The following is a 26,504-nucleotide window of genomic DNA, read 5'->3' as shown; positions in this document are numbered from 1 at the left end:
ACCGGCGAGCCACCCTAGGCTCGCCGCCGTGCATATGACGATCCTTCACATCTCACAACCGGTGGACGGCGGCGTCGCCCGCGTCGTCGCCGATCTGGTCAGGGGCCAGCGGGAGGCCGGCCACCGGGTCATGGTCGCCTGCCCGCGCGGCGGGCGGCTGGCCGGGGAGGCCGCCGCGGTGGGTGCGCTGGTCCAGGACTGGCCCGCGCGGCGCTCGCCCGGGCCGGGCACCCCCGCCGAGGCCTGGCGGCTGCGCCGGATCGTCCGGGCGGCGGCGCCCGACGTGGTCCACCTGCACAGCGCCAAGGCCGGCCTGGCGGGCCGGCTCGCGGTGCGCGGAACGGTGCCGACCGTCTTCCAGCCGCACGCCTGGTCCTTCGCCGCCGTCGACGGCGCGCTGGGCGCCGCCACCCTGCGCTGGGAGCGGTTCGCGACCCGCTGGGCGCACCGGGTGCTGTGCGTCAGCGTCCAGGAGCGGGCCGACGGCGTGGCGGCGGGGGTGCACGCCGACTGGGCGGTGGTGCCCAACGGCGTGGACGTGCGCCACTACGCGCCCGCCGATCGCCGCGCCGCCCGGATCGCGCTCGGTCTGGACCTGGACGCCCCGCTTGCGGTGTGCGTCGGGCGGCTGTGCCGGCAGAAGGGCCAGGACGTGCTGCTGGCCGCCTGGCCGGAGGTGCTGCGCCGGGTGCCGCGGGCCCGGCTGGCGCTGGTCGGCGGCGGGCCGGAGGAGCAGCGGGTGGCGGAGCTGGTCCGGCAGACCGCCGAGCCCGCCCGGATCCGGCTGGTCGGGGACGTGCCGGATCCGCGCCCGTGGCTGGCGGCGGCCGATCTGGTGGTGCTGCCCTCGCGCTGGGAGGGGATGGCGCTGGCCCCGCTGGAGGCGATGGCGGCCGCCCGTCCGGTGCTGCTGACCGATGTGCCCGGTGCCCGGGAGTGCCTGCCGCCGTCCGAGCTCGCGCGGGCGGTGGTCCCGCCCGAGGACGTGCGGGCCCTCGCCACCCGAATGGGGGACGCGCTGTCCGATTCGATCGAATGCGAGCGACGCGGTGCCCGGTTGCGCGACCACGTGATCGGTCGGCACGACGTGCGCACCGTGGTCGAACAAGTGGATGTTCTCTACCGTCACCTGCTGGGTGCGGGACCGGCGTCGGGGCGGCGCCGGGCCCGTGTCCCAGAGCGGATCTGATCGTTTCACATGCCGTGAATGCCCGCCGTTTCCGGTGTTGTCGTATTCGCACCCTCGATTGGATGCGGAGGCGAGGCATTAAATCCGAAATACCTATTAATGGGCGGCTGGAATGAATCGGCAAGTCAACTTCCGCTCCGTACCGCCCGGTTCTGTATTGTCGGATTTTGCCTGCTTCGTTCAGATTTCATGCCGGGAATTCACGGCTGAGCTCCGTGCGACCGACTCCTTCGTGACCGGTTCCTTCGCAATCGGCCCCGCCACCGGACATCCGGAAGCCGCCAGCGGCAGCAGGCGCTGTCAGGACCGCGCCCACCGGGCCGGGACGGCAGCCCCGCGCCAGCCGGTGCCGGGGCGCCGTCACCCCGGGCACACAGCAGGGGAGATCGTGCGCTGATGACCATTGACCACGACAGTGTGCCGCGCTCGGGAGGGCCCCTCTCCGGTCCCCGCCGGCCCGGTACCGGGCTGCTCGACCGGCCGGCGGGAGCGGCGCGCCCTGGGGTGGTCACGTCGCCGCGCCGGCCCCGCGGGGCGGTCCGCTCCCGGCTGGCCCTGTCGCTCGCCCTGGTCCAGGCCGACATCATCGCGCTGTGCTCCGCCGGCGGCATCGCCAACCACGCCGTCGACCCCGCCGCCCCGCTCGACCCCCTGCTCGGCGTCCCCGCCGTCCTGCCCCTGTTGCTCCTGCTCAACCTGGCCGGCGGCCTCTACCGCTCCCGGCTCACCCTCTCCGTCCTGGACGAACTGCCCGCCCTCACCGCCCGGGCCGTGGTCGCCACCGCCTTCGCCGTCACCCTGTCCGGCTGCCTCGACGGCCACTGGCCCGACTGCGGCCCGGCCAGCCCCGCCCGGCTCACCGTCCTGCTCGGCGCCCAGCTGCTGATCGCCGCCGTCGGCCGCGCCGTCCTCTACCACCTGGTCCGGCGGATCCGCCGCAGCCGCCCCAGCCCCGTCCTGGTGCTCGGCGCCGGCCGGCTCGGCCGCCGGGTCGCCACCGCCCTGCGCGAGCACGGCGAGTACGGGATGCGCCCGGTCGGCTTCCTCGACGCCGACCCGCCGCTGCTGCCCGGCGGCACCGACCTGCCCGTCCTCGGCGGCCGCGAGGCACTGGAGCGCGAAGTGCGCCGGCACGGCGTCCAGCACGTGGTCGCCACCGCCGGCGCCGCCGACGAGGCCGAGACCGCCGCCACCCTGCGCGACGCCGCCCGGCTCGGCTGCCAGGTCTGGCTGGTGCCCGCGCTGCGCGAGTACGGCTCGCTGCCCGCCACCCCGGTCACCGGCGGCGACCACCTGTGGGGCTTCCCCTGTCTGCGGGTCGGCCGCCCCGCGCGGCGCCGCCCCGGCTGGGCCGTCAAGCGCGCCCTGGACGTCACCGCCGCCACCGTCGGCCTGCTGCTGCTCGCCCCCGTCCTGGTGCTCTGCGCGCTCGCCGTCCGCTTCGACACCGGCCCCGGCGTGCTCTTCCGCCAGCAGCGCACCGGCCTGGACGGCAGGATCTTCACCGTCCTCAAGTTCCGCACCCTGCGCCCGAGCAACGAGCACGAGTCCGCCACCCGCTGGAACATCTCCCAGGACCACCGGATGGGCACCGTCGGCCGGCTGCTGCGCAAGAGCTCGCTGGACGAGCTGCCCCAGCTGTGGAACGTCCTGCGCGGCGACATGAGCCTGGTCGGGCCGCGTCCCGAACGGCCGTACTTCGTCATGAGGTTCGGCCAGGCCTACCCCGAGTACGCCGACCGCCACCGGGTCCCGGTCGGCCTCACCGGCCTGGCCCAGGTCAACGGTCTGCGCGGCGACACCTCCATCGAGGACCGGGCCCGCTTCGACAACCGCTACATCGAGAGCTGGAGCCTCTGGCAGGACGTCAAGATCCTGTGCCGCACCGCGGCCCTGATGCTCCACCCGGACGGGAGCTGACCCCGCGTGGCCCTGACCCTCCCCGCCCTCCACCGCCCGGTCTTACGCGGGGCCCTGCCCGCGCTCGCACAGCGCACCAGCCCGCTGGCCGCCGCCACCGTCCTGCTGGTCTGCGTGCCCACCGGGCAGAAGGACGTCGCCGCCGCCGTCCACATCACCGCCGCCGACCTCGCCTCGCTGGCCCTGGTCGCCCTCACCGCGCTCGACCTGCTGCGCGGACGCCTGCCCGCGATCAGCCGCACCGCCTGCACCCTGTTCGGCGCCGTCGTGGTCGCCGCCGCCGTCGCCACCCTCGGCTCGATCGACCCCGCCGCGAGCGCCACCGGCTTCGTCCGCCTCACCCAGGTGTTCGTCCTGGTCCCCGCCGCCGTCCTCTGCTCCCTGCGCGACCGCACCGACCAGCGCCTGGTCCTCGGCTCCTTCGTGCTCGCCGCACTGATCCAGGGCGTGGTCGGCGCCAAGCAGTACCTCACCGACACCGGAGCCTCCTACACCGGCCAGCCGATCCGGGCCGTCGGCACCTTCGGCGCCCTCGACATCATGGCGATGTCCAGCGTGGTCAGCTACGGGCTGCTCGCCGCCCTCGCGCTCGGCCTCGCCGAGCGCGGCCCCGACGGCAACGCCCGGCTGCGCCGCGCCATGTTCGCCGCCGCCGCCTTCCTCGCCTTCCCGCTGGCCGTCTCCTTCAGCCGCGGCAGCTGGATCGCCACCGGCCTCGCCGCCACCGTGCTGCTGCTGCGCGTCGACGCCCGGCTGCTGGTGCGCGCCGCGGTCCTCGGCCTGGCCGCCGCGGTCGTCCTGGTCGGCGGCCTCGGCCTCGGCGGCTCCGGCGTCACCAAGCGGCTCAGCTCGATCGGCTCCGTCTCCGCCGCCCCCGACCAGTCCGTCTCCGACCGGTACGACCTCTGGTCCACCGCCGGACGGATCTGGCAGGACCACCCCGTGCACGGCGCCGGACCCAAGGCCTTCCAGCAACTGCGCGACAGCCACGCCCCGCTGCGGCTGTCCTCCGGCAGCGACGCCGCCGACGCCACCATCGGCTTCCAGCGCGAACCGCTGCTCTCCCCGCACAACATGTACCTCCTGGTGCTGAGCGAGCAGGGCCTGATCGGCATCACCGCCTACGCCGCGCTCTTCCTCGCCCTGCTGACCGGCTGCCTGCGCCACCGCCACGGCCCCGGGCTCGCCGCACTCGCCCTGCTCACCTGGGTGCTGGTCGACTTCCTGTACGCGGACATCGGCGGCGCCACCACCGTGCTGACCTCCGTCGTCCTCGGCCTCGCCGCCCGCGCGGCCGCCCACCGACCCGAACTCCCCGCCACCGGCCCGGTGGCCACCGGAGCGGCCCGGTGACCACCGACCCGCCCGCCGCCGTCGTCCCCTCCCTCCCGGCCCCCCGCGGCGCCACCGGCGAGGACCCGCCCGCCGAGCCCCACCCGGCCCCCCGGCGCGGCTTCCTCGCCAAGGCCTTCGGCATCACCGCCGTCCTCAGCGCCGCCGGCTCCGGCCTCGGCCTGCTGCGCGACCTCCTGCTGGCCCGCTACTTCGGCGCCAACCAGGGCACCGACGCCTTCCTGGTCGCCTGGACCGTCCCCGAGACCGCCGCACCGCTGCTGATCGAGGACGCCATGTCCTTCCTCATGGTGCCCGCCTTCGCCCTCGCCCTGGTGCTGCGCGAGGAGGACCCGGACGCCCCCGACCCGGTCCGCCAGCTGGTCCGCGCCACCCTGCCCTGGCTGCTGATCGCGCTCGGCGGCCTCGCCCTGGCCGTCGTCCTGGGCGCCCCGGAACTGGTCGACCTGCTCGCCCCCGGCCTCCCCGACCCCGCCCTGGCCGTCACCTGCACCCGGATCACCGCGATCACCGTGCTGCCCTTCGGCGTGGCCGGCTACCTGGCCGCCGCGCTGCGCGCCCACCACCGCTTCCCCGCCCCGGCCGGCATCTACGTCGCCTACAACCTCGGCATCCTCGCCGTCCTGCTCTGCCTCCACGCCTACCTCGGGGTGCGCTCCGCCGCCCTCGGCGTCGCGGCCGGCAGCCTGCTGATGGCCGGTCTGCTGGTCGGCCCCTTCCTGCGCCGGCTGCGCCAGGGCCCGCCCGACACCGGCCGCGGCCGCCGCTCGCGCCGGGCCCTGGTGCTGATGCCGCTGGCCCTGCTGCCGGTGGCCGCCTTCACCCTCACCCGCCAGTCCCAGGTCTTCGTCGAGCGCTACCTCGGCTCGGCGCTGCCGCCCGGCACCATCTCGCACCTCAACTACGCCGCCAAGGTCTCCCAGCTCGCCATGACGGCGGGTCTCCTGATCTGCACCGTCACCTTCCCGCTGGTCGCCCGGGCGCTCGCCGCCGGGGACCTCACCGCCGCCCGCGACCGGGTGGAGAAGGACCTCGGCCAGGCGGCGGCCGTCGTCCTGCTCGGCACCGCCTTCCTGATGGCCTGCGCCCCCTCGGTGGTCTCGCTGCTGTTCGAACGCGGCGCCTTCGGCCCGCACGACACCGCCGCCACCGCCGACGTCATCCGGGTGTACAGCTTCGGCCTGCCCGCCCAGGCACTGACCGGCGTGATGATCCGCCCCTACTTCTCGCTGCGCCCGGTGGTCCGCCGGGCCGACGACCCGGGCGGCGAGGACGGCCGCCGCCGGCTGCTGGACTGGTACCCGGCCGCCGCGATGGTGCTCGGCCTCGGCGTCACCGTCGCCACCGGCCTGCTCGCCACGCCCCGCTTCGGCGCCCTGGGGCTCGCCGCCGGCAACGCGGCCGGCATCAGCGCCACCGCCGCCCTGCTGCTGCACGGACTGGTGCTGCGCGGCATCCCGCTGCGGCTGCGCCGGGTGCTCGGCGGCCACGGCCGGCTGGTGGCCGCCGCCGCCGGGGCCGCCGTGCTCGGCGCCGCCGTCGCCGGACCGACCGCCGACCCCCTGCTCTCGACCCTCCTCGGGGGCCTCACCGTCGTGCTGGCCTTCGCGGCCCTCGGCACCGGGCTCGGCGCCCGCGAGGTGCGCGGCCCGGTCCTCGCCGTCGCCCGGGCGCTGGGGCCCGTCCGGAACCCGCCAACCGTCGCCGAAGAAGGGAAGCGTCCCGATGGACAATGAACGGGGCACCGTCCGTTCGGCCCGGGCGGGCGTCAGCGGCGCACCGCCGCACCGGGCACGACTGCCCAGGAGCCGCCACCCGGTCGGTGAACCGCCGATCCCCGGCTCCGCCTCGCCGTGGATCCTGATGTACCACTCGGTGGCGGTCGAGACGGAGGACCCCTACCGGCTCACCGTCAGCCCCGAGCGGTTCGCCGAACAGATCGCCTGGCTGCACCGGCGCGGCCGGCGCGGCGTCTCCGTCCGCGAGCTGATGCGGGCCCGCGCCCTCGGCCGGGATGACAGGCTGGTCGGCCTCACCTTCGACGACGGCTACGCCGACTTCGCCCGGTACGCGGTGCCGATCCTCCGCGCCTACGGCTTCACCGCCACCGCGTACGTGGTCGCCGACCTGCTCGGCCGGGACAACGACTGGGACACCGACGGCCCGCGCAAGAAGCTGCTCACCGTCCAGGAGGTCACCGAACTCGCCGCCGCGGGCTGGGAGATCGGCTCGCACGGCCTCGGCCACCGGCCGCTGCCCGGCCTGCCCGCCGAGGCCCTCGCCGTCCAGGCCCGGGAGAGCCGGCGCCTGCTGGAGGAGGCCGTCGGCGGCCCGGTCACCGGGTTCTGCTACCCGTACGGCGCCGTCGACCTGCCCGCCGCCCTGGCGGTGCGCGACGCCGGGTACGACCACGCCTGCGCCATCGCACACTCCCCGCTCACCGGCCGCTTCGCCCTGCCCCGCTGCTACGTCGGCGACCGCGACGGCGCCTGGCGGCTGCGGGCCAAGCAGGGCCGGCACCGACTGCGCGAGGCCGTCACCGGGCTGCGCCACGCCCGCCGGGAGGCGCGGCCATGAGGGTGCTGCACATCGTCACCGGACTCGCCGCCGGCGGTGCCGAGCGCCAGCTCCACCTGCTGCTGCGACACCTGCCGGCGCACCAGCAGTGCGAGGTGCTCGCCCTGACCAACCCGGGCGCGGTCGCCGCCGCGCTGCGCTCCGACGGCGTCACCGTCCACCACCTCGGCATGCGCGGCAACCGGGACCTCGGCGCGCTGCCCCGGCTGGTCCGGCTGGTCCGGGCCGGCCGCTACGACCTGGTGCACACCCACCTCTACCGGGCGCAGCTGTACGGACGGCTGGCCGCCCGGCTGGCCGGGGTGCGCGCGGTGGTCTCCACCGAGCACTCGCTGCACGCCGGGGTGATCGAGGGCCGTCCCGTCACCCGGGGCGTCAAGGGCCTCTACCTGGCGGCCGAACGGCTCGGCAGCACCACCGTCGCGGTCTCCCGGCAGGTCGCCCAGACACTGCGCTCCTGGGGCGTCCCGCCGGCCCGGATCGAGCTGATCCCGAACGGCATCGACACCTCCCGCTACCGCCTCCCGCCCGCCGAACGGGCCGCCGCCCGCCGCCGGGTGCGGGCCGAGATCGGCCTGCCGCAGGGGAGCTGGGCGGTCGGCGGGGTGGGCCGGCTGGTGCCCGGCAAGCGCTTCGAGGTGCTGGTCGAGGCGCTCCCCGGGCTCGACCCGGCCACCCGGCTGGTGCTGGTCGGCGAGGGCCCGGAACGCGCCGCGCTGGAGCGCCGGGCCGAGGAACTCGGCGTGCGGGAGCGACTCGTGCTCACCGGCGAGCGCGACGACGTGCCCGAACTGCTGGCCGCCCTGGACGTGCTGGCCGCCCCCTCAGCCGCGGAGACCTTCGGCCTCGGCGTCCTGGAGGGCCTCGCGGCCGGACTGCCGGTGCGCCACAGCGCCTGCCCGGCGCTCGACGAACTGCCGCCCAGCGCCGCCCCGCAGGCCCGCCGCATCCCCTCCGAGCCGGCCGCCTACACCGCCGCGCTGCGCGACCTGCGGCCGCTCAGCGGGCACATCGCCGACCCGCTGCCGCACCCCCCGGCCGTCGGCCACTACGACATCGCCCGGGTCGCCGCCGACCTGGGCGCCCTCTACGACCGGCTGGCCCGCGTCTGACCGCCCGCCACCGCCGGAACCGCCGTACCAGACCCAAGGAGCAAGACCCATGACCACACCGCGCCGAAGCGCCCGTCGCCTGGTCCGCCGCTGGTGGCCGGTGGTGCTGGCGGTACCGCTGGGCGCCGCGGCCGGCGCCGGGTACGCCGTCGTCTCGCCGCCGTCGTACGCCGCCAACGCCTACGTCCTCGTGGTCGCGCAGAACCCCGGGGAAGCCGCGATCGCGACCAACTTCGCCCAGGCGTACGGCCGGCTGGCCGGTCAGCCGCAGGTGCTCGCGGTCGCGGCCGCGGAGACCGGCCACACCCGGTCCGAGCTGGAGTCCCTGGTGCACGGGACGACCTCGCCGGACGCCCCGATGATCGAGCTCACCGGCACCGGGCGGCTCCCCCAGGAGGCCGCTCGGACCGCCGACGCGGTGGCCCGCTCGCTGGTCGCCTTCGCCAACACCAGCAGCAAGGACACCAACGTCCGGCTGGTGACGCTGTCCCCGGCCGCCGCGCCGGACAGGCCGACCACGCCCTCCGGGAAGCTGGACGTCGCGGTCGGCGGCGCGGCCGGGCTGCTGCTGGGCGCCCTGGTGATGATGAACCGCCGCCGGGGCGGCGCGGGGACGCCGGAGGCCGCCGGGAGTCCTGAGATGCCGCGGGTCCTGCGGGCAGCGCGGGCATCGCAGGCGGCACAGGCCGCACAGGCCGCACAGGGATCGGAGGGATCGGAGGCCCCCGCCGCCTCCGCGCCGGTGGCGGTCCCGACGACGCCGCGCCCGCGCCGCGAGGAGCCGGCCAAGGCCAGGACCGAGTCCGGTGGCGACCCCGCGCCCGCGCCCGGCGCCGAGGCCGGTGCCGAGGTCGAAGGGGCGAAGGCCGGGAGCGTGAAGACCGTGAGCGTGAAGGCCGGGAACGGGAAGGCCGAGAGCGTGACGGCCGGGAGCGTGAAGGCCGAAGGCGTGAAGAAGGGGAGCACGAAGGCCGAGAAGAAGCCCGTCGGGAAGCCCGCCAGGAAGCCCGGCGCCGGGCCAGCGGCGGCGGAGCAGCCCCCGGCCGAGGACCGGACCCCCGCGGTGGAGGACCAGCCCTCCGCCGTCGAGGAGCAGGCCCCCGCCGTCGAGGACCGGCCCGCCACCCAGGCCAAGGCGCCGGCCGGGAGCGCACGATGAGCACCGAGACCCGCAGAAGCGGCCTGCCCGCCCAGGCGACGGCGCCGACCTGGACCACCGAGCTCCACGGCGAGGACGATGCCCTGGACCTCCTCGCCGAGGAGTGGGACGACCTGGCCGGCCGCTGTCGGACCGCCACCTTCTTCCAGGCCGCCGACTGGCAGCGCTCCTGGTGGCGCCACTACGGCCGCCCCGGCAGCCTGCTCGTGGTGCTGGTCCGCCGGGACGGCCGGCTGGTCGGCGCGGGCGCCTTCGTGCGCCGCGGCGGACCGTTCGGCGGACTGACCGGCCTCGGCGGCGGACTGGTCGACTACACCGACGTCCTGCTCGACGACGAGTGCGCCGACCGGGCCGCCGCCGAGTTCGCTGCCGCGCTCCCGCTCACCCGCCCCTGGCACTGGCTGGAACTGCGCGAGGTGCACCCCGAGGCGGCGGTGCAGCGGGTGTACGCGCACTGGCGCGGCAGCCGCCGCCGCTACCGGGACTCGCTCTGCCAGTACCTGCCGGCCGTCCCGATGGACCGGCTGCTCAAGCGGGTGCCCGGCAAGACCGCCCAGCGCAGCCGGGTGAAGCTCCGCAAGATCGCCGAGGCCGGGGTGACGGTCCGCTCCACCCCGGCGGCCGAGGTGCCGCAGGCGCTGGACGGGCTGCTGCGGCTGCACTTCCAGCAGTGGCAGGCGCGCGGTGTCACGCCCGAGCACCGCACCGAGCGGTTCGCCAGGCACCTGACCGAGTCCACCACCGGACTGGTCGCCTCCGGCAGGGCCACCGTCCACCAGTTCCACCTGGACGGCCAGCTGGTCGCGGTGAACCTGCTGCTGCTCTGCCCGTCCTTCGGCGGCCTGTACATGTACGGGGCGCACCCGGTGCTGCGCGAGCGGCTGGACATCGCCGGGCTGCTGTTCAGCGCGGCGCTGGACGAGACGGTCGGCGCGGGCGTCCCGCTGCTCGGCCTGCTGCGCGGCCAGGAGCCGTACAAGCAGCGCTGGCGTCCGGACCAGCTGTCCAACCACCGGCTGCTGCTCGGCCCGGCGGGGGCGGCGCCGGCGGCGGCCGTCCGCGCCGGGGCGGTGCGGGCCCGGCAGGCGGCGGCGCACCAGCTGCGCACCCGCTTCCCCCGGCTCAAGGAAGCGCTGCTGGCCCGCCGCCGCAGCTGAGCGCTCAGTGCCGGGCGTGCGGCGCGCCCGTCGGCCGGCCCGTCGACTTGCCCTTCGCGGGACGGGCCGACGGGCTCGCCGTCCTGCTCGGCGCGGTGCCGCCCCCGGGCGCGGCGGGCGCGGCCGGCACGGCGGGCGGGTCCGGCGGGCTGGGCGGGCCCTGCGCCGGGGGCACGTCCGTCGGGGCCGGTGCGTCCGCCGGCGCCGGCGCCCCCTTCGAACCGGCCATCAGCTGTTTGAACGTGGCCGCCGAGCGTGGATTGCGCTCGCACTGGAAGAAGCCGTGCGGACAGTAGTCGGTGACGGTCTGGTAGGCGGTGTCGTGGGTGCGGATCCAGTCGACCATCCGCTGCACGAACTCGGGGTTGTCGCCGTTGCGGAACAGCCCCCACTCCGGGTACGAGACCGGCTTGCCGCGCTTGGCGGCGAACTCCACCTGGTCCTGGAGGCCGTACGGCTCGCGCACGTAGTCGTCGAAGGTGCCGCCCGCCGGCTGGTCGTAGTTGTCCATGCCGATGATGTCGACCACGTCGTCACCGGGGTAGCACTTGGTCCACGGGACGGCGTCCAGGCCCCGGCTGGGGGCGAAGTCGAAGCGGAACCGCTGCCCGGGCACCGAGCGCATCACCCCGACGATCCGCCGCCAGTACGTCTTCCACGCGGCCGGGTCGGGCTTGCAGCGGTGGGTGTAGGTGGTGCCGTTCATCTCCCAGCCGAGCGTGAGCACGGTGTCCGCGCCGCCCAGCGCGACCAGCCGGCGCGCGAGCTTGAGGAAGTGCCCGTCGAAGTCCCCGCGCGCCCCCTGGGCCAGCAGGTCGGCGACCTCGCCGTCCGGCACCTTCGCCTCGCTGGGCACCAGCATCGGCACCCCGAGCACCAGCAGCCGGGACGGATCGGCCTGCCGCCACTGCGACCACAGACCGAGCACCATCGGCTCGCCCTCGATGTCGCTCCAGCTGTTGCCCGCCAGATAGGTGTGGCCGACCTGCATGTTCGCGTCGCCCAGCCACTGCGCGTACCGGCCGATCTGCGGGATGTAGTCGTCCCAGGAACCGACGAAGGCACCGAACGGCGGCTCGTGGTTCGGCCGCTGGACCGGCGGGCGGGGAGCCGCGCCGCGGGGCTCGATGGTCTCCGAGGAGAGGGTGTGCCGTTCGGTCTGGCTGAACGGCGTCCCGGCCGGGACGCTGGCCGTGGCCATCAGCAGCAGGGTGGCGGCGGCCAGCGTCAGGCGGCCGATTCGCATGGTGCTCTCCTCCGGACGTCTCGTGGGCGGGGCGCACGGTCTCGGCGTGGACGGACCGTGGCGCCCCGCTCGCCGACAGTAGGCCCGAAGGGGGACGAAAAAGCCGAATGTCACCCTAAAGTGGGCGCCGATCGAACGCCGTCTGCCGCAAAGACCGGCGACCCGCGGTCATGTATCAGCTTGGTAACGGTCCTGTCGGGCCACCGCGGCCCGCTCCGCAACGCCCGGCGCGGCGGCCGGAACCCCGACGGCGCAGGTGGGCGGGTGGACGTGCGGGAAGGGCGCGCGGGGCCCGGCGGACGCCCGGCGGGACACGGCGACGGCGGAACCGGGCTGACTCGCGTGCCCGGTGAAAGGTACGCTCCGGCGGTGTCCTGGAAGCCGCTGCGTGTACTGACCCCCCGCTCGATCCTGCCTGCCTCGGCGGTGATGCTGGTCCTTGCGGCCGGAGCGGCGGCGCACGCGAACAAGCCGGTGCCGTTCGGCGACCGGGTCGCGGGACCGGGCGACGCCGGGGCGACACCGGTGAACTCCGAGTCGCTCAGCTCGGCCGACCTCGACCTGCGGGTGGGCCCCGGCCTGGAGGCCTTCCACAAGCGGACCGGCGAGCAGGCCTGGTCCTACCGCCGCGAGGGCGCCGAGGCGCTCTACCTGGCGATGGCCGGCGACAACGCGATCGTGGTCTGGGACGACGGCATGGTCACCTCGGTGCGCCCCGGCGACCACGAGGTGCGCTGGCACCGCGCGGTGCCGGGCCTGGCCGACTGGCTGCACGGCGACGGCGAGCCCGGCGCCGACAAGCGGACCGACGCCCAACGCAAGGCGCTCGCCAAGCAGCGGGCCGCGGCCGCGCTGCACACCGTCCAGCGGGACGGCTCGCCCTGGCTGGCCCTGGTCACCCCGAACCTGACCATGGGCCTGCGCGACGCCGACGGCGACCTGCGCTACAACGACAAGCCCTCCGGCAGCTGCGTCTACGACCCGCTGCGCGCCGTCCACACCGACTACGCCGTGCTCATCCCGCGCACCTGCGCAAACAGCAGCGGGCAGGCCGTCTCCGGCGGCATCACCGGCTACCGGCTGGACAGCAACGGCTGGGCGATGAACACCGGTCCGACCGCCACGGTCAAGGTGCTGGACCGCAGCCGGGTGGAGATCACCGACGGCCCGATCGTCCCGCCCAAGGTGTTCGACACCAAGGCGGCCGCGCCCGAGACGGCCTGCGGCAGCGTGGACGCGCCGTTCGCGGCGGTCCGTCCGCAGGGCGGCTGCGCGGCGGACCCGTCGGTGAACCCGGCCGCGGGCGACCCGGCGGCCACCGGTACCGCGCCGGACGCCCCGGCGGCCACCGGTACCACGCCGGACATCCCGGCGCCCGCGGAGGACCGGTCGGGCGCGCAGCCGCAGTAACGGGGACGACCCGCGGACGACGGCCTTCGGCCCCGGAACCGGCGGGCGGCAGGCCGCCGGATACCCCGGGCCGGTACACCTCCGAGGGTGACACGGGGCCCGGTAGACTTGCCGCCATGGCTATTTTCTCCGGGCAATAGCGGGCGGCGGCGCCAGGAGGGCCGCGCCGACCGCCGATGAAGTCCCCCTCACGCCAACCCGGCCCCGGGTCAGTCCTGCCCGGCCGCCCGCCCACGTCCCAGGAGCAGCTCCCAGCCATGATTTCCGCCAACGCCCTCGAACTGCGTGCCGGTGCCCGGATCCTGATCGAGTCCGCGAACTTCAAGGTCGCCGCCGGCGACCGGATCGGTCTGGTCGGCCGCAACGGCGCCGGCAAGACCACGCTCACCAAGGTGCTGGCGGGCGAGGGCCTGCCCGCCGCCGGTACCGTCACCCGTTCGGGCGAGGTCGGCTACCTCCCGCAGGACCCGCGCACCGGTGACCTGGAGGTCCTCGCCAAGGACCGCATCCTCTCGGCCCGCGGCCTCGACACCGTGCTGAAGAAGATGCGCGAGAACGAGGAGCGGATGGCCAACGGCAAGGGCGCCACCCGGGACAACGCGATGAAGAAGTACGCCCGGCTGGAGACCGAGTTCCTCACCAAGGGCGGGTACGCCGCCGAGGCCGAGGCCGCCACCATCGCCGCCGCGCTGGGCCTGCCGGACCGCATCCTCGGCCAGCCCCTGCACACCCTCTCCGGCGGTCAGCGCCGCCGGGTCGAGCTGGCCCGGATCCTCTTCTCGGACTCCGACGTGCTGCTCCTCGACGAGCCCACCAACCACCTGGACGCGGACTCGATCGTCTGGCTGCGGGACTTCCTGAAGACCTACAAGGGCGGCTTCATCGTCATTTCGCACGACGTCGACCTGGTCGAGACGGTCGTCAACAAGGTCTTCTACCTGGACGCCAACCGCTCCTGCATCGACGTCTACAACATGGGCTGGAAGCAGTACCAGCAGCAGCGCGAGGACGACGAGAAGCGCCGCAAGCGCGAGCGGGCCAACGCCGAGAAGAAGGCCGCGACCCTCAACGCCCAGGCCGACAAGATGCGGGCCAAGGCGACCAAGACGGTGGCCGCGCAGAACATGGCCCGCCGCGCCGACAAGCTGCTCTCCGGTCTGGAGCAGGCCCGGGTGAACGACAAGGTCGCCAAGCTGCGCTTCCCGGACCCGGCCCCCTGCGGCAAGACCCCGCTGACCGCCAGTGGCCTGTCCAAGTCCTACGGCTCGCTGGAGATCTTCACCGACGTCGACCTGGCGATCGACCGCGGTTCCCGGGTCGTCGTGCTGGGCTTCAACGGCGCCGGCAAGACCACCCTGCTGCGGATGCTGGCCGGGGTGGAGCAGCCGGACACCGGCGAGGTGATCCCGGGCCACGGCCTGAAGATCGGCTACTACGCCCAGGAGCACGAGACGCTCGACCCGGACCGCAGCGTGCTGGAGAACATGCGCTCGGCCGCGCCCGACACCGACCTGGTGCAGATCCGCAAGATCCTCGGTTCCTTCCTGTTCTCCGGCGACGACGTCGACAAGCCGGCCGGGGTGCTCTCCGGCGGCGAGAAGACCCGTCTGGCGCTGGCCACCCTGGTGGTCTCCTCCGCCAACGTGCTGCTGCTCGACGAGCCCACCAACAACCTCGACCCGGCCAGCCGCGAGGAGATCCTGGGCGCGCTGCGCGAGTTCTCCGGCGCGGTCGTGCTGGTCACCCACGACGAGGGTGCGGTCGAGGCGCTCGACCCGGAGCGGATCATCCTGCTGCCGGACGGCGTGGAGGACCTCTGGAACCCGTCCTACGCCGATCTGGTCTCCTTGGCCTGACCAGAAGTAGACGCGAGATCCGCTTTTCGGATGAGAATATCTAGTCCTTTCGGCGTGTCCGGGAATGAAGTAGACCCGGATTCCGTTCAAGGACTTTCCGTCGGCCCGCCACTCGATCGTGGTCGGGCCGACGTTGCTGATCAGCTCTTTCTCGGCGAACGGCCGGATCGGCCAGGGGGCGTGCACTCTGCGTGAGCGCCCTGATGCGCTCGGATCACCACCGAAGGACCACGCATTTCCGACATCGACCTTGTCGAATGGGTGGCCAGGACGCGATGGATGGGTGATCATGGGAATCTGACCGAGCAACGCTACGAGGAGGCACGGGTGGCCGAGACTCTGAAAAAGGGCAGCCGGGTGACCGGTGCCGCGCGTGAGAAGCTCGCGGCCGATCTCAAGAAGAAGTACGACTCCGGGGCGAGCATTCGCGCTCTCGCGGAGGAGACCGGTCGTTCGTACGGCTTTGTGCACCGGATGCTGAGCGAGTCCGGAGTGATTCTCCGGGGCCGCGGCGGTGCCACGCGGGGCAAGAACAAGGCGACTGCCGGGGCCGGTTCCTGACGGTTCGTCAGCCAGTGGCTGGATGACGCGGCGGCAGGGTGCCGGCCGAGGAGACGACAGCTGACCGTCAGCTGGGCGTCCGCCCTCGAGCCGTGCGAGCCGGCCGCCGATCGTCATGTCCGGGGTGAGGTCCTTCCCCCATTCTTCAATACCGTTCATTTCCCTTTCGCTCTTCGCCGAGCTGCGCCGAGCCTCGCCTCGCATTCGCGCCTCGCGGGGCGTCGTGGAGTGCCGCAGGCCCCGTCGATCTCTCCGGGTCGGAGCCCTGCCCAGGCGCGTCGAGTTTTGTTACTCTCCGGTAGCCAAGTCCCTCGCCACCGGAGGTCCCCGCATGACCGCTCCCGCCATCGACCCGCAGGCCCCGAGCTGGGAGCGGGACGGCGTCCGCCTGGAGATCGAGGGCGAACTCGCCGTCGTCACCCTGTGCCGACCCAAGCGGCGCAACGCCCAGTCGCCCGCGCTCTGGCGCGCCCTCACCGACGCCGGCCGCGAGCTGCCCGGCAGCGTCCGGGTGGTGCTGCTGCGCGCGGAGGGGGTTTCCTTCTCCGCCGGGCTGGACCGGGCCATGTTCACCCCCGAGGGCATCCCGGGCGAGCCCACCTTCCTCCAGCTCGCCGCCTCCACCGACCGGGAGCTGGACGACGCCATCGCCTCGTACCAGGAGGCCTTCACCTGGTGGCGCCGTCCGGACCTGATCTCCATCGCGGCGGTCCAGGGCCACGCCGTCGGCGCGGGCTTCCAGCTGGCCCTCGGCTGCGACCTGCGGGTGGTCGCCGAGGACGTCCAGTTCGCGATGAAGGAGACCTCGCTGGGCCTCGTTCCGGACCTGGCCGGCACCAAGCCGCTCACCGAGCTCGTCGGCTACGCGCGGGCCCTGGAGATCTGCGCGACCGGCCGCTGGGTGGGCGCCGAGGAGGCCGCCGCGATCGGGCTGGCCAACCTCGCCGTGTCGGGCGAGGACCTGGAGGCGGCCGCCCGCGACCTCGCGGCGGCCCTGCTGGCCGCTCCGCGCGGGGCCGTGATCGAGACCAAGGCCCTGCTGCAGGGGGCCGCCGGGCGCTCCTTCGACGAGCAGCGTTCGGCCGAACGGGCGGCGCAGGCCCGCCGGCTGCGGGAGCTCGCCGGGATCGGCGACTGACCGCACGGCGACGGCGCAGGGACCGGCCCCGGGGGACTTCCCCGGGGCCGGTCCCTTTTCTCCTGTGCGGGGTCTTTCGCGCGGGTCTCCCGGGTGTGTCTCCCGCTGAGCCTCCCGTGTGGGGGGACGGAATCTCTCGCGCAGGGGCGGGCGCCGGGGTGGGCTGCCGGCGCTCAGGGGGCGGGGAACGTGGCGAAATGCCAGAGTTGGGGAGGTTTGCGATATAGCTGGTGCCGTACGACGGGAGAAGCGCCCATGCCTGACACTCCGACGCCCGCGACCATGCACAAGCACACCGGTGGTGGCAGCGCCCCGACCCCCGGTCCGCCGGGTGCCGGCGGCGGTGCCAAGCCGGTGGGGGAGCGCGGCCGCACCGTGCTGGCCGTCGGCGTGGTGGAGAAGATCGCCGGCATGGCGGCCCGCGAGGTCGCCGGAATCCACGCGCTCGGGTCCGGCCTCGCCCGTACCTTCGGCGCGATGCGGGACCGGGTGCCCGGCGGCAAGCCCAGCGTCGGGCGGGGCATCAAGGCCGAGGTCGGCGAGAAGCAGACCGCGATCGACATCGCCCTGGTGGTCGAGTACGGCGTGGTCATTCCCGAACTCGCCCGCCAGGTCCGGGAGAACATCGTCAACGCGGTCGAACGGATGACCGGCCTGGAGGTCGTCGAGGTCAACATCGCGGTCAACGACGTCCACCTCCCGGACGAACCGGAGTTCGAGGAGGAAGAGGAACCGGTGGCGCCGACCGGGCAGCGGCCGAAGCTCAAGTAGCGAGTTCGGCGGCAGGCCGGGGGCGTCGGGCCCGACGGAGTAGCGGGAAACGAGGGAGTAGCGGATGAACCTGGCCATCGTCGGCCTGGTGGTGGGCATGGCCCTCGGCTTCGCCGGGTACTTCGGCGGGTTCGCGGCCTTCCTGCTGGTGGCCGTGCTCGGGCTGGTCGGCTTCGTGATCGGACGCCTGCTGGAGGGCGACATCGAGCTGGGCGACCTCGGGGATCTGCTCCGCGGCCGGGACCGGCGCCGCTGATGACGGGCCCCGTGTCGGTTCCGGTCGTGGTCTCCCGTTCCGGGTCGGGCTCGGGGCCCGGTCACGGTTCGGGTTCGGGTTCGGGTTCTGTTTCGGGGTCGGCTTCGGGGGCCGGGTCCGTGCCGGGGCGTCGGGGACGGCTTCGGATCGCCGACCGGGTGTACGCCGGGATCGCGGCTCGGGCGGCCCGGGAGGTGCTGGCCGAGGCCTGGCCCGCCGGGCGGGCGAAGGGGGCGCCGCCGCACGTCTCGGTGACCGTACCGGGGAGCACGGTGCGGGTCCGGGTGGCTCTTGAGCTGCCGTTCCCCTCGGACGTTGCGACGCTGGCCGGGGCGGTGCGGGCGCGGATCGCCGAGCGGGTGGCGGGGCTGACCGGGGTCAGGGTCTCGGAAGTGGTCGTCGTGGTCGAGAAGTTGGTGACGGGGGGCGCTTCGTGAGCGCGCAGGCCCCTGAGGCGGAGGGGGCGCAGGGGGCGGAGGAGGTGCGGGGGGCGGCATCGGAGCTGCGGGCGGACAAGGTGGGACGGCTGCGGGCGCCCCGTACGGCTGCGGCCGCATTGGTGGCGACGGCGGTGCTGGTGGTGGCGGGGGCGCTGCTGTACGACGTGATCGCGGTGCGGCTCGGGCAGCCGGCCCGGCGGTGGCGGGCGCAGATCGCGGACGAGCTGGCGACGCGGCACCTCGACGACCTGGCGGTCCTGGTGGGGGCCGGAGCGGCGACCCTGCTCGGCGGGTGGCTGCTGTGGCTGGCCGTCGCGCCCGGATTGCGGCGCTGGCTCGTACTGCGGCCGTACGGGGGGACGAGCGCGGCGATCGACCGGGCCGGGGTCGGGCACCTGCTGACGGACCGGGCGGCCGGACTGGACGGGATCGACCACCTGCGGATCCGGGTCGGGCGGCGGCGGATCCGGATCTCGTTGGCGGGGACGGCGGAGCCGGCGTTGGTGCAGCGGCAGTTGCGGGACGAGCTGGGACGGGTGGGGCTGGGACGGCCGATGCGGCTGGACGTGCGGGCGGCGCGGGGAACCGCGCGTGTGGTGGGGGAGGAACCGGGCGGGGAGTCGGACCCGGGTGCCGGTGACCTCGGTGCCGGTACGGGGGCCGGGACGGCCGGCGGTGCGGGGGTGGCGGGGTGAGGCGGACGGTCGTCAACCGGGTGCTGCTGGGGGTGGTGGGGGCGGTGCTGCTGGGGGTCGGGGTGCTGGTGCTGGCGGGCGGGCTCGACCTGTACCGGAGGCTGGGCGTGCATCCACCGCACTGGTGGCCGCTCACCTCGCCCGACCAGCCGGTGGTCGGCGCGCGCTCGCGGGGGCAGTGGGTGGCGTCGGCGTGGTGGTGGCCGACGGTGATCGGCGGACTGACCGTACTGGTGGCGGGGATGGTGTGGTGCCTGGTGGCGCAGCTGAGGCGCACGGAGCTGTCGAGCATCGAGGTGCCGACGCCGGGGGCGGGCGGGCTTCGACTGCGGGTCGGTGCGCGGGCGCTGGAGGAGGCGTTGGAAAACCGGACGGTGGTGCTGCCGCAGGTCGAGCGGGCCGCGGTGCGGTTGGTGCGGGCGCCGAGGCATCCGCGGCTGCGCGGTGCGGTGCGGCTGCGGCCGGGCGGGGATCCGGCCGCGCTGGTGGAGCACTTCGAGGACGGGCCTCGGGCGGATGCCTGCGGGAGCCTGCGGCTGGCGGCGCTGCCGGCCGATCTGCGGATCAGGGTCCTGCAGGCGGCCCCCGCCGAGCCGCGGCACGGGTGGGGCCGACGGGGGCGGCGGGGGCGGAGCCAGTCGCGGGTGGAGTAGTCCAGGAACGGTCGGGTCGAGCAATCGAGAGTGGAGGCGGGAGTCAGAGGGTGCGGAGGGCGCCGCCGTCGACGGGGATCATGACGCCGGTCAGGTAGGAGGCGGCGGGGGAGAGCAGGAACGCGGCGACCTTGCCGAACTCCTCGGGGGTGCCGTAGCGGCCCAGCGGGATGGCGGCGCTGGCCTGGGCGCGGGCGGCGTCGGGGTCGGCGGCGAGGCCGTCGAGCTCGCGGACCCGGTCGGTGTCGATCCGGGCCGGGAGCAGACCGAGCACGCGGATGCCGCGGGGGCCCAGCTCGTCGGCGAGGGCCTTGGCGGCCATGGCGAGACCCGGACGCAGGCCGTTGGAGATGCCCAGACCGGGAATCGGCTGGCGGACCGAGCTGGAGAGCACGAAGGCGATCACACCGCCGTCGGTGAGCGCGGCGGCGGTGGCGCGGGCGAGCCGGAGGGCACCGAGGAAGACGGACTCGAAGGCGTCGCGCCACGCGTCCTCGGGGGTGGTCTCGACGGGGCCGGCCTGGGGGCCGCCGACGCTGATCAGGATGCCGTCGAGACGACCGAAGTGGTGCCGGGCCTCGGCGATGAGGCGCTCGGGGGTGTCGGGGGAGGCGTTGTCGGCGACGAGGCCCCGGGCGGTTCCGAGAGTCTCGAGTTCGGCGACGGCGTTGTCGACGGCTTGCCGGGTGCGGCCGCTGATGAGCACGCGGGCGCCGTCGGCGGCGAGTTCGCGGGCGCCGGCCAGGCCGAGGCCTCGGGTGGCGCCGGTGACGATGTAGGCCTTGTCTTTCAGTCCGAGATCCATGGGGACATCTTGCCCGGTCGGGGAGTGGGGGCGGCTCGGGGCTGGCGTTGACGCCGAGGGGAAGGTTTACGGTCGTTGCCGGAAGTGCGGGAGGAGTGGTTCGGCGTGCGGATCGGGGAGTTGGCGGAGCGGGCGGGGACGACCACGCGGGCGTTGCGGTACTACGAGCAGTTGGGGTTGTTGCCGGCCCGGCGGGCGGGCAACGGGTACCGGGCGTACGACGAGGCGGATCTGCGGTTGCTGCGGGAGATCCGGATGTTGCAGGACTTCGGGTTCGGGCTGGAGGAGACCAGGCCGTTCGTGGAGTGCCTGCGGGCGGGGCACCCGGAGGGGGACTCCTGTCCGGCCTCCCTGGAGGTGTACCGGCGGAAGTTGGGGGAGCTGGACGAGTGCATCGCCCGGCTCCAGGACGTGCGGGCCCAGGTGGCGGGGCAGTTCGATCGGGCCGTGAGGGCGCGGGACGAGCTGGCCGCCGTTCAGGAGCCGCCTGTTTGCGAACTGGTGAAGGAGTAGACGGTGGAGATCACGGGTGTGCCGGCGGTGACGGACGAGACGTTCGCCGCTGAGGTGCTGGGGGCCGAGGGGCCGGTGCTGGTGGACTTCACGGCGGACTGGTGCCCGCCGTGCCGGATGATGGCGCCGGTGCTGGCGGACATCGCGCGGGAGGAGGGGCACCGGCTGCGGGTGGTGAGCGTGGACGTGGACCACAATCCGCGGACGCAGGCGGCGTACGGGGTGCTGTCGATGCCGACGCTGATGGTGTTCCGGGGCGGGCAGCCGGTGCGGTCGGTGGTGGGGGCGCGGGCGAAGGCGCGGCTGCTGCGGGAGCTGGACGACGTGCTCTAGGCGACGTGCTCCAGCCAGGCGACGTGCTCCAGGCGGGCGACGTGCTCTAGGCGGGGACGGCGTCGAGCGGGACCTCGGCTTCGGCGGCCTGCTTGGCGCGGTCCTTGGCCTCGCGGCGGGCGAGGACCCAGACGCCGACCGGGATCATCGCGGTGAACAGCCACCACTGGATGGCGTAGGCCATGTGCGGGCCGATGTCGGAGTGGTTGGGCTCGGGGATCAGCTGGGGCTGGTCGGCCGGGGCGGGGGTGGTGCCGGTGAGTTCGAGGTAGCCGCCGAGGAGCGGGGCGCCGGTCCGCTTGGCCTGCTCGTCGGTGTTGATCAGGTTGAACTGGCGGTCGGGCAGGCCGGTGCGGTCCTTGATGCCGCTGGCGCCGTACGTCTCCTCGGCGCGCACGCGGCCGGTGAGGGAGACCTCGCCGGTGGGGGCGGCCGGGACAGGCGGGTACTCGGTGGCGCCGTCGCCGGAGGCGACCCAGCCGCGGTTGACCAGGACGGTGCCCCTGCCGTCGGCGAGCCGGAACGGGGTCACCACGAAGTAGCCGATGCTGCCGTTGGAGTCGGTCCGCTTGCGGACCACGAACTCGTGTGCCGGGTCGTACTGTCCGGTGGCCGTCGCCGCGCGCCAGGTGAGGTCCTTGGGGACCGCGAAGCCGGGGGCCGGCGACAGGGTGTCGAAGGGGACCGGCGCGGCGGTGAGGGCCTGACCGATCAGCTCGTTCCGGGCCACCCGTGCCTCGTGGCGGTGCAGCTGCCAGAAGCCCAGCTTGATCGTCGCGGGGATCAGCAGCAGCGCGACCAGCATGGTGATCAGCCACTGTCGGGTCAGCAGAAAACGGTACACATGGGAACGGTACGCCGACCTCACAAACGGCTCACGCACCGGGGTGCGGGGCGACCTCGCGCAGCAGCTGGAGGAAGGCGTCCTCGCCGACGACGGGGGTGCCGAACTCGCGGGCCCGGCGGGCCTTGCCGCTCCAGCTGTCCGGCTCGTTGGTGACCAGCAGGCTGGTGAGGCGGCTCACCGAGGTGGCGATGTGCAGGCCGGCCTCGACCGCGCGGTCCTCCAGGACCTCGCGGTCGGTGGCGGTGTCGCCGGTGACGGCCACCCGCATGCCCTGCACCAGGGGCTTGCCGTCCTCCCAGCGCCCCGGGTTGGGGTACGGGCAGGGCGGGCGCTTCTTGGCCTGGCGGTACGTGGCGCCGGTCCAGGTGCTGCGGCCCGGGGCGGCCGGCTCCTCCTCGCCGAGGTCGGTGACCGCGACGCAGTTCTGGAGCGGCAGCGGCACGCCGCCGTCGCGGGCGAGGCGCAGGCTGGGGCGGAAGGCCTCGGCGAGCACCCGGGCGTCGTCCAGGGCGTTGTGGGCGTGGCGCTGCTGGACGCCGAAGTGGGCGGCGAGCGAGGACAGCTTGCCGTTGGGCAGCGGCAGGCGCAGGTCGCGGGAGAGGACCATGGTGCACAGCCGCTGCTCGACCGGGGCGCGCAGGCCGGCCCGGGAGAACTCGCGGGAGATCATGTTCCAGTCGAAGAGCGCGTTGTGCGCGACCAGGACGCGGTCCTGCAGACGGGTGGCGAACTCGTCGGCGATCTGCGGGAAGGTCGGGGCGGTGGCGAGCAGCTCGGCGGTGAGGCCGTGGATCCAGACCGGGCCCGGGTCCCGCTGGGGGTTGACCAGGGTGTACCAGTGGTCGACGACGTCGCCGTCCGCGTCCAGCTGGTAGACGCCCGCCGAGATGACGCGGTCCGAGCGGCCGAGACCGGTGGTCTCGACGTCGACGACCGCGAACCCCCCGGTGGGGACGGCGGAGCGCTGCGCGGGGACCGGCGCGGTCCGCGGCACTCCGTAGGTCTCGGGCTGGATCGGTTGCATGGTCCAACAGGATAAGGGGCGGGGCGGGGGGCTCCGGCCGGAATGTTGCGACCGACCGGCCGGAATAGAGTGGTCGACGGGGGTGTCGTACACCTGGTCGAGATCTTTCAGCTAAGGAACAGCGCATGCGTGCCACCGTGATTCACGGCCCCAACGACATCCGGATCGAAGAGGTCCCGGACCCGGTGATCCAGCATCCGACGGACGTGGTGCTCCGGGTGGTGAACGCCTGTATCTGCGGCAGCGACCTGTGGGCCTACCGCGGCGTGGCGCAGCGGGTGGCCGGGCAGCGGATCGGGCACGAGTTCCTGGGCGTGGTCGAGGAGGTCGGCGCCGAGGTGCGCGGCTTCGCCAGGGGCGACCTGGTGGTGGCGCCGTTCGTCTGGTCGGACGGGACGTGTGACTTCTGTCTCGAAGGGCTGCAGACCTCCTGTCCGCACGGCGGGTTCTGGGGGCAGGTCGGTTCGGACGGCGGCCAGGGCGAGGCGGTGCGGGTGCCGTTCGCGGACGGGACTCTGGTGAAGCTGCCGAAGGAGGCGGCGGGTGATGCGAAGCTGCTGCCCGGGCTGCTGGCGCTGTCCGACGTGATGTCGACCGGGCACCACGCGGCGGTCTCCGCGCGGGTGCGGCCGGGTGCGACGGTCGCGGTGGTCGGCGACGGCGCGGTGGGCCTGTGCGGGGTGCTGGCGGCGCACCGGCTGGGCGCGGGCCGGATCATCGCGCTGGGCCGGCACGCGGCCCGTACCGAGCTGGCCCGTCGCTTCGGTGCGACGGACGTGGTGGCGGAGCGCGGCGAGGCCGCGGTCGAGGCGGTGAAGGAGCTGACCGGCGGCCAGGGCGCGCACGCGGTGCTGGAGGCGGTCGGTACCGAGGAGTCGATGCGGACGGCCATCTCGATCACCCGGGACGGCGGCGCGGTGGGCTACGTCGGGGTGCCGCACGGCGGCAGCGCGGGCGTCGACATCGGTCAGATGTTCGGCCGAAACGTCTCGCTGAACGGCGGCGTCGCCCCGGCCCGCGCGTACATCCCCGAGCTGCTGCCGGACGTGCTCTCGGGCGCCATCGAGCCGGGCCTGGTCTTCGACCGCACCGTCGGCCTGGACGGCGTTCCGGACGGCTACCGCGCGATGGACGACCGCTCGGCCCTGAAGGTGCGGATCGCGTTCTGAGACCTCGGCCTCCCGGCACCCGGCCCGTGCCGCCCCTTCGGGGTGCGGCACGGGCCGGTGTCGTTACCGGTGTCGTTTCCCGGGGGAGGGCGCGGGGGAGGGCGCGGGCGGCGGCCGGGGGGTCGGGGGTCGGGGGTCGAGGTCGGTCCGGTGCGGCGAAGTCGCTGAGATGGACTGCTTTTCGGCCAATCGGATGGTGCGAGGGGGTGAACGCTCGACTGATCGCGGTCAACCCCTTCCGGGGCGGGCAGGACGCTCCTAGCATTGCGCGGCGCCAGACATGTGACGCCCCTCACGTTCGATCGTTCCCCCCGTGTGACAAATACGCCGAAGGAGTGAGGAGACAGCGTGGATTCGCCGCCGCTCACCACCGCCGCCACGGAAGCCCAACTCATCGACGACAGCGAGGAGTTCCGAACCCTGCGGCGCTCGTTCCGGAGCTTCGCCTTCCCGGTCACCATCGGTTTCGTGCTCTGGTACCTGCTCTACGTCCTGCTCTCCTGCTACGCGCCGGGACTGATGCGCACCAAGGTCCTCGGGCACGTCAACGTGGCCCTGGTGCTCGGGCTGCTGCAGTTCGTGACCACCTTCGCGATCGCCGCCTGGTACGCCCGCTACGCGGACCGGCGGATCGACCCGTCCGCCGCGGCGATCCGCGAGGCGCACGGCGCCGTCGTCCACGCACCCCGGGAGCCCGCCGAATGACTCTGCTCGCCAGCTCCGCCACCGAGCACCGCGGTCTGACGATGGCCCTGTTCGGCGTCTTCGTCCTGGCCACCCTCGGCATCACCGTCTGGGCCGGGCGGCAGACCAGGAGCGCCTCCGACTTCTACGCCGGCGGCCGCGGCTTCACCGGCTTCCAGAACGGCCTGGCCATCTCCGGCGACTACATGTCCGCCGCGTCCTTCCTCGGCATCGCCGGGACCATCGCGCTCACCGGCTACGACGGCTTCCTCTACTCGATCGGCTTCCTGGTCGCCTGGCTGGTCGCGCTGCTGCTGATCGCCGAACCGCTGCGCAACTCGGGTCGCTTCACGATGGCGGACGTCCTCGCGTTCCGGATGCGCCAGCGCCCGGTGCGCACCGCGGCGGGCGTCTCCACCATCGTGGTGTCGATCTTCTACCTGCTCGCCCAGATGGTCGGCGCCGGCACCCTGGTCGCGCTGCTGCTGGGCGCGGAGGGGAACGCCGCCAAGCGCTGGACCATCGTCGGGGTCGGCGCGCTGATGATCATCTATGTGGTGATCGGAGGAATGAAGGGCACCACCTGGGTGCAGATCGTCAAGGCGGTACTGCTGATCGCCGGCGCCGCGCTGATGACCGTCCTGGTACTGGCCAAGTACCACTTCAACCCCTCCGAACTGCTCGGCGCGGCGGCGAGCGCGAGCGGCAAGGGCGAGGCCTTCCTCCAACCGGGGCAGAAGTACGGCAGCGGCACCGCCAAGCTCGACTTCATCAGCCTGGGCATCGCGCTGGTCCTCGGCACCGCCGGCCTGCCGCACATCCTGGTCCGCTTCTACACCGTGCCCACCGCCAAGGCGGCCCGGAAGTCGGTGCTCTGGGCGATCGGCATCATCGGCGTCTTCTACCTGATGACCCTGGCGCTCGGCTTCGGCGCCGCCGCGCTGGTCGGCTCCAAGGCGATCAAGGCGGCGAACGCGGCGGGCAACACCGCGGCGCCCCAGCTGGCCGAGGCGCTCGGCGGAGGCGCCGGGACCACCGGCGGCGCGATCCTGCTCGCGGTGATCTCGGCGGTCGCCTTCGCCACCATCCTGGCCGTGGTCGCCGGGCTCACGCTCGCCTCCTCGGCCTCCTTCGCGCACGACCTCTACGCCAACGTGATCCGGCGCGGGAAGGCGAGCGAGAAGGAAGAGGTGCGCTCGGCGAAGTGGGCCGCGGTCGCGATCGGGGCCGTCGCGATCGTGCTCAGCCTCTTCGCGGACAAGCTCAACACCGCCGCCCTGGTCGCCCTGGCCTTCGCGGTCGCCGCCTCGGCGAACCTGCCCACCCTGCTCTACTCGCTGTTCTGGAAGCGCTTCACCACCGTCGGCGCGGTCAGCTCGGTCTACGCCGGACTGATCACCTCGGTGACGCTGGTGGTCTTCTCCCCGGTGGTCTCCGGCGCGAAGACCTCGCTCTTCCCGCACTCCGACTTCCACTGGTTCCCGCTGGAGAACCCCGGCCTGGTCTCCATCCCGGTCGGCTTCCTGGCCGGCTGGCTCGGCACGCTGCTGTCCAGGGAACGGTCCGACCCGGCGAAGTACGCTGAACTGGAGGTGCGCTCGCTGACCGGGCTGGGCGCCCACTGATCGTCCCGCGT

26 protein-coding genes are annotated in these 26,504 nt (G+C 74.1%); 22 read left to right on the top strand and 4 right to left on the bottom strand.

Annotated elements, in window-relative coordinates; genetic code table 11:
* Window positions 1-34: 34 nt before the first annotated feature.
* The 8 genes from ACFVUY_RS17435 (at window position 35) to ACFVUY_RS17400 (ending at window position 10,467) form a co-directional block, all read left to right on the top strand.
* Entirely contained in the window at window positions 35-1,189 is a 1,155-nt protein-coding gene (locus ACFVUY_RS17435; RefSeq protein WP_387730757.1) for a glycosyltransferase, read from the top strand.
* 396 nt (window positions 1,190-1,585) lie between these two features.
* Window positions 1,586-3,109: a sugar transferase gene (locus ACFVUY_RS17430; protein WP_387730755.1), complete on the top strand. Its 1,524-nt coding sequence runs from the start codon at window positions 1,586-1,588 to the stop codon at window positions 3,107-3,109.
* 6 nt (window positions 3,110-3,115) lie between these two features.
* Window positions 3,116-4,462: an O-antigen ligase family protein gene (locus tag ACFVUY_RS17425; protein WP_387730753.1), complete on the top strand. Its 1,347-nt coding sequence runs from the start codon at window positions 3,116-3,118 to the stop codon at window positions 4,460-4,462.
* The gene (locus ACFVUY_RS17420; protein ID WP_387730751.1) at window positions 4,459-6,198 is read left to right on the top strand and encodes a lipid II flippase MurJ; all 1,740 of its coding nucleotides are present in this window, start codon (window positions 4,459-4,461) and stop codon (window positions 6,196-6,198) included. Before ACFVUY_RS17425 ends, ACFVUY_RS17420 begins: the two co-directional genes overlap by 4 nt.
* Window positions 6,188-7,039, top strand: a complete 852-nt coding sequence (locus ACFVUY_RS17415; protein WP_387730748.1) for a polysaccharide deacetylase family protein — start codon at window positions 6,188-6,190, stop codon at window positions 7,037-7,039. Before ACFVUY_RS17420 ends, ACFVUY_RS17415 begins: the two co-directional genes overlap by 11 nt.
* Window positions 7,036-8,151 carry a glycosyltransferase gene (locus ACFVUY_RS17410; RefSeq protein WP_387685829.1) on the top strand — a complete coding sequence of 372 codons (1,116 nt, stop codon included), beginning with the start codon at window positions 7,036-7,038 and terminating at the stop codon, window positions 8,149-8,151. Before ACFVUY_RS17415 ends, ACFVUY_RS17410 begins: the two co-directional genes overlap by 4 nt.
* A 49-nt stretch (window positions 8,152-8,200) precedes the next feature.
* On the top strand, window positions 8,201-9,310 hold the full coding sequence (locus ACFVUY_RS17405) for a Wzz/FepE/Etk N-terminal domain-containing protein (RefSeq protein WP_387730745.1): 1,110 nt from the start codon (window positions 8,201-8,203) through the stop codon (window positions 9,308-9,310).
* Window positions 9,307-10,467, top strand: coding sequence for a GNAT family N-acetyltransferase (locus tag ACFVUY_RS17400; RefSeq protein ID WP_387730742.1), 1,161 nt, complete (start codon window positions 9,307-9,309; stop codon window positions 10,465-10,467). The genes ACFVUY_RS17405 and ACFVUY_RS17400 overlap by 4 nt, the downstream gene beginning before the upstream one ends.
* Before the next feature lie 4 nt (window positions 10,468-10,471).
* On the opposite strand, the gene ACFVUY_RS17395 is transcribed toward ACFVUY_RS17400, so the two are convergent.
* The gene (locus ACFVUY_RS17395; RefSeq protein ID WP_387730739.1) at window positions 10,472-11,713 is read right to left on the bottom strand and encodes a glycoside hydrolase family 26 protein; all 1,242 of its coding nucleotides are present in this window, start codon (window positions 11,711-11,713) and stop codon (window positions 10,472-10,474) included.
* 369 nt (window positions 11,714-12,082) lie between these two features.
* Here ACFVUY_RS17395 and ACFVUY_RS17390 point away from each other — a divergent pair, with 369 nt between their 5' ends.
* The 9 genes from ACFVUY_RS17390 (at window position 12,083) to ACFVUY_RS17350 (ending at window position 19,493) form a co-directional block, all read left to right on the top strand.
* Window positions 12,083-13,123 carry a hypothetical protein gene (locus ACFVUY_RS17390; RefSeq protein WP_387730737.1) on the top strand — a complete coding sequence of 347 codons (1,041 nt, stop codon included), beginning with the start codon at window positions 12,083-12,085 and terminating at the stop codon, window positions 13,121-13,123.
* Between the two features lie 257 nt (window positions 13,124-13,380).
* Window positions 13,381-14,979 carry an ABC-F family ATP-binding cassette domain-containing protein gene (locus tag ACFVUY_RS17385; protein WP_387685840.1) on the top strand — a complete coding sequence of 533 codons (1,599 nt, stop codon included), beginning with the start codon at window positions 13,381-13,383 and terminating at the stop codon, window positions 14,977-14,979.
* Between the two features lie 327 nt (window positions 14,980-15,306).
* Window positions 15,307-15,540, top strand: coding sequence for a helix-turn-helix domain-containing protein (locus ACFVUY_RS17380; protein ID WP_030059940.1), 234 nt, complete (start codon window positions 15,307-15,309; stop codon window positions 15,538-15,540).
* Window positions 15,541-15,871: 331 nt separating this feature from the next.
* Window positions 15,872-16,678: an enoyl-CoA hydratase/isomerase family protein gene (locus ACFVUY_RS17375; RefSeq protein ID WP_387685842.1), complete on the top strand. Its 807-nt coding sequence runs from the start codon at window positions 15,872-15,874 to the stop codon at window positions 16,676-16,678.
* 282 nt (window positions 16,679-16,960) lie between these two features.
* Entirely contained in the window at window positions 16,961-17,449 is a 489-nt protein-coding gene (locus tag ACFVUY_RS17370) for an Asp23/Gls24 family envelope stress response protein (protein WP_387731097.1), read from the top strand.
* 64 nt (window positions 17,450-17,513) lie between these two features.
* Complete coding sequence (locus ACFVUY_RS17365; protein ID WP_359903317.1) at window positions 17,514-17,705, top strand: hypothetical protein; 192 nt, start codon at window positions 17,514-17,516, stop codon at window positions 17,703-17,705.
* Between the two features lie 119 nt (window positions 17,706-17,824).
* Window positions 17,825-18,142: a hypothetical protein gene (locus ACFVUY_RS17360; protein ID WP_380545310.1), complete on the top strand. Its 318-nt coding sequence runs from the start codon at window positions 17,825-17,827 to the stop codon at window positions 18,140-18,142.
* A complete protein-coding gene (locus ACFVUY_RS17355) occupies window positions 18,139-18,840 on the top strand; it encodes a DUF6286 domain-containing protein (RefSeq protein WP_387730735.1) in 702 nt (233 codons plus the stop codon). The genes ACFVUY_RS17360 and ACFVUY_RS17355 overlap by 4 nt, the downstream gene beginning before the upstream one ends.
* Complete coding sequence (locus ACFVUY_RS17350; RefSeq protein ID WP_387730733.1) at window positions 18,837-19,493, top strand: alkaline shock response membrane anchor protein AmaP; 657 nt, start codon at window positions 18,837-18,839, stop codon at window positions 19,491-19,493. The genes ACFVUY_RS17355 and ACFVUY_RS17350 overlap by 4 nt, the downstream gene beginning before the upstream one ends.
* Before the next feature lie 43 nt (window positions 19,494-19,536).
* On the opposite strand, the gene ACFVUY_RS17345 is transcribed toward ACFVUY_RS17350, so the two are convergent.
* Window positions 19,537-20,298 carry an SDR family oxidoreductase gene (locus ACFVUY_RS17345; protein ID WP_387685850.1) on the bottom strand — a complete coding sequence of 254 codons (762 nt, stop codon included), beginning with the start codon at window positions 20,296-20,298 and terminating at the stop codon, window positions 19,537-19,539.
* A 105-nt stretch (window positions 20,299-20,403) separates the two neighbouring features.
* On the opposite strand from ACFVUY_RS17345, the gene ACFVUY_RS17340 reads away from it, so the two are divergent.
* Both ACFVUY_RS17340 and trxA read left to right on the top strand, forming a co-directional pair.
* Complete coding sequence (locus tag ACFVUY_RS17340) at window positions 20,404-20,811, top strand: MerR family transcriptional regulator (protein ID WP_387685906.1); 408 nt, start codon at window positions 20,404-20,406, stop codon at window positions 20,809-20,811.
* A gap of 3 nt (window positions 20,812-20,814) precedes the next feature.
* Complete coding sequence (trxA, locus tag ACFVUY_RS17335; RefSeq protein WP_359903302.1) at window positions 20,815-21,144, top strand: thioredoxin; 330 nt, start codon at window positions 20,815-20,817, stop codon at window positions 21,142-21,144.
* A 46-nt stretch (window positions 21,145-21,190) separates the two neighbouring features.
* On the opposite strand, the gene ACFVUY_RS17330 is transcribed toward trxA, so the two are convergent.
* Together ACFVUY_RS17330 and ACFVUY_RS17325 are read right to left on the bottom strand one after the other, a co-directional pair.
* Window positions 21,191-21,988 (bottom strand): SURF1 family protein, encoded by a 798-nt coding sequence (locus tag ACFVUY_RS17330; RefSeq protein ID WP_387730730.1) that lies wholly within the window; start codon window positions 21,986-21,988, stop codon window positions 21,191-21,193.
* Window positions 21,989-22,019: 31 nt separating this feature from the next.
* Window positions 22,020-23,015, bottom strand: a complete 996-nt coding sequence (locus ACFVUY_RS17325) for a DEDDh family exonuclease (RefSeq protein WP_387730728.1) — start codon at window positions 23,013-23,015, stop codon at window positions 22,020-22,022.
* A 125-nt stretch (window positions 23,016-23,140) separates the two neighbouring features.
* On the opposite strand from ACFVUY_RS17325, the gene ACFVUY_RS17320 reads away from it, so the two are divergent.
* The 3 genes from ACFVUY_RS17320 to ACFVUY_RS17310 all read left to right on the top strand — a co-directional run bounded on the left by ACFVUY_RS17320 (window position 23,141) and on the right by ACFVUY_RS17310 (window position 26,493).
* The gene (locus tag ACFVUY_RS17320) at window positions 23,141-24,184 is read left to right on the top strand and encodes a zinc-dependent alcohol dehydrogenase family protein (protein WP_387685856.1); all 1,044 of its coding nucleotides are present in this window, start codon (window positions 23,141-23,143) and stop codon (window positions 24,182-24,184) included.
* 348 nt (window positions 24,185-24,532) lie between these two features.
* Window positions 24,533-24,889: a DUF485 domain-containing protein gene (locus ACFVUY_RS17315; RefSeq protein WP_359911500.1), complete on the top strand. Its 357-nt coding sequence runs from the start codon at window positions 24,533-24,535 to the stop codon at window positions 24,887-24,889.
* Window positions 24,886-26,493, top strand: a complete 1,608-nt coding sequence (locus ACFVUY_RS17310) for a cation acetate symporter (RefSeq protein WP_387730725.1) — start codon at window positions 24,886-24,888, stop codon at window positions 26,491-26,493. The genes ACFVUY_RS17315 and ACFVUY_RS17310 overlap by 4 nt, the downstream gene beginning before the upstream one ends.
* Window positions 26,494-26,504 lie beyond the last annotated feature (11 nt).

The organism is Kitasatospora sp. NPDC058063 (genome assembly GCF_042885395.1).
Classification (GTDB): Bacteria; Actinomycetota; Actinomycetes; order Streptomycetales; family Streptomycetaceae; genus Kitasatospora; species Kitasatospora lactacystinica.
The sequence above is the reverse complement of the archived record's forward strand: the minus strand, read 5'-3'. Positions and strand labels throughout refer to the sequence as shown.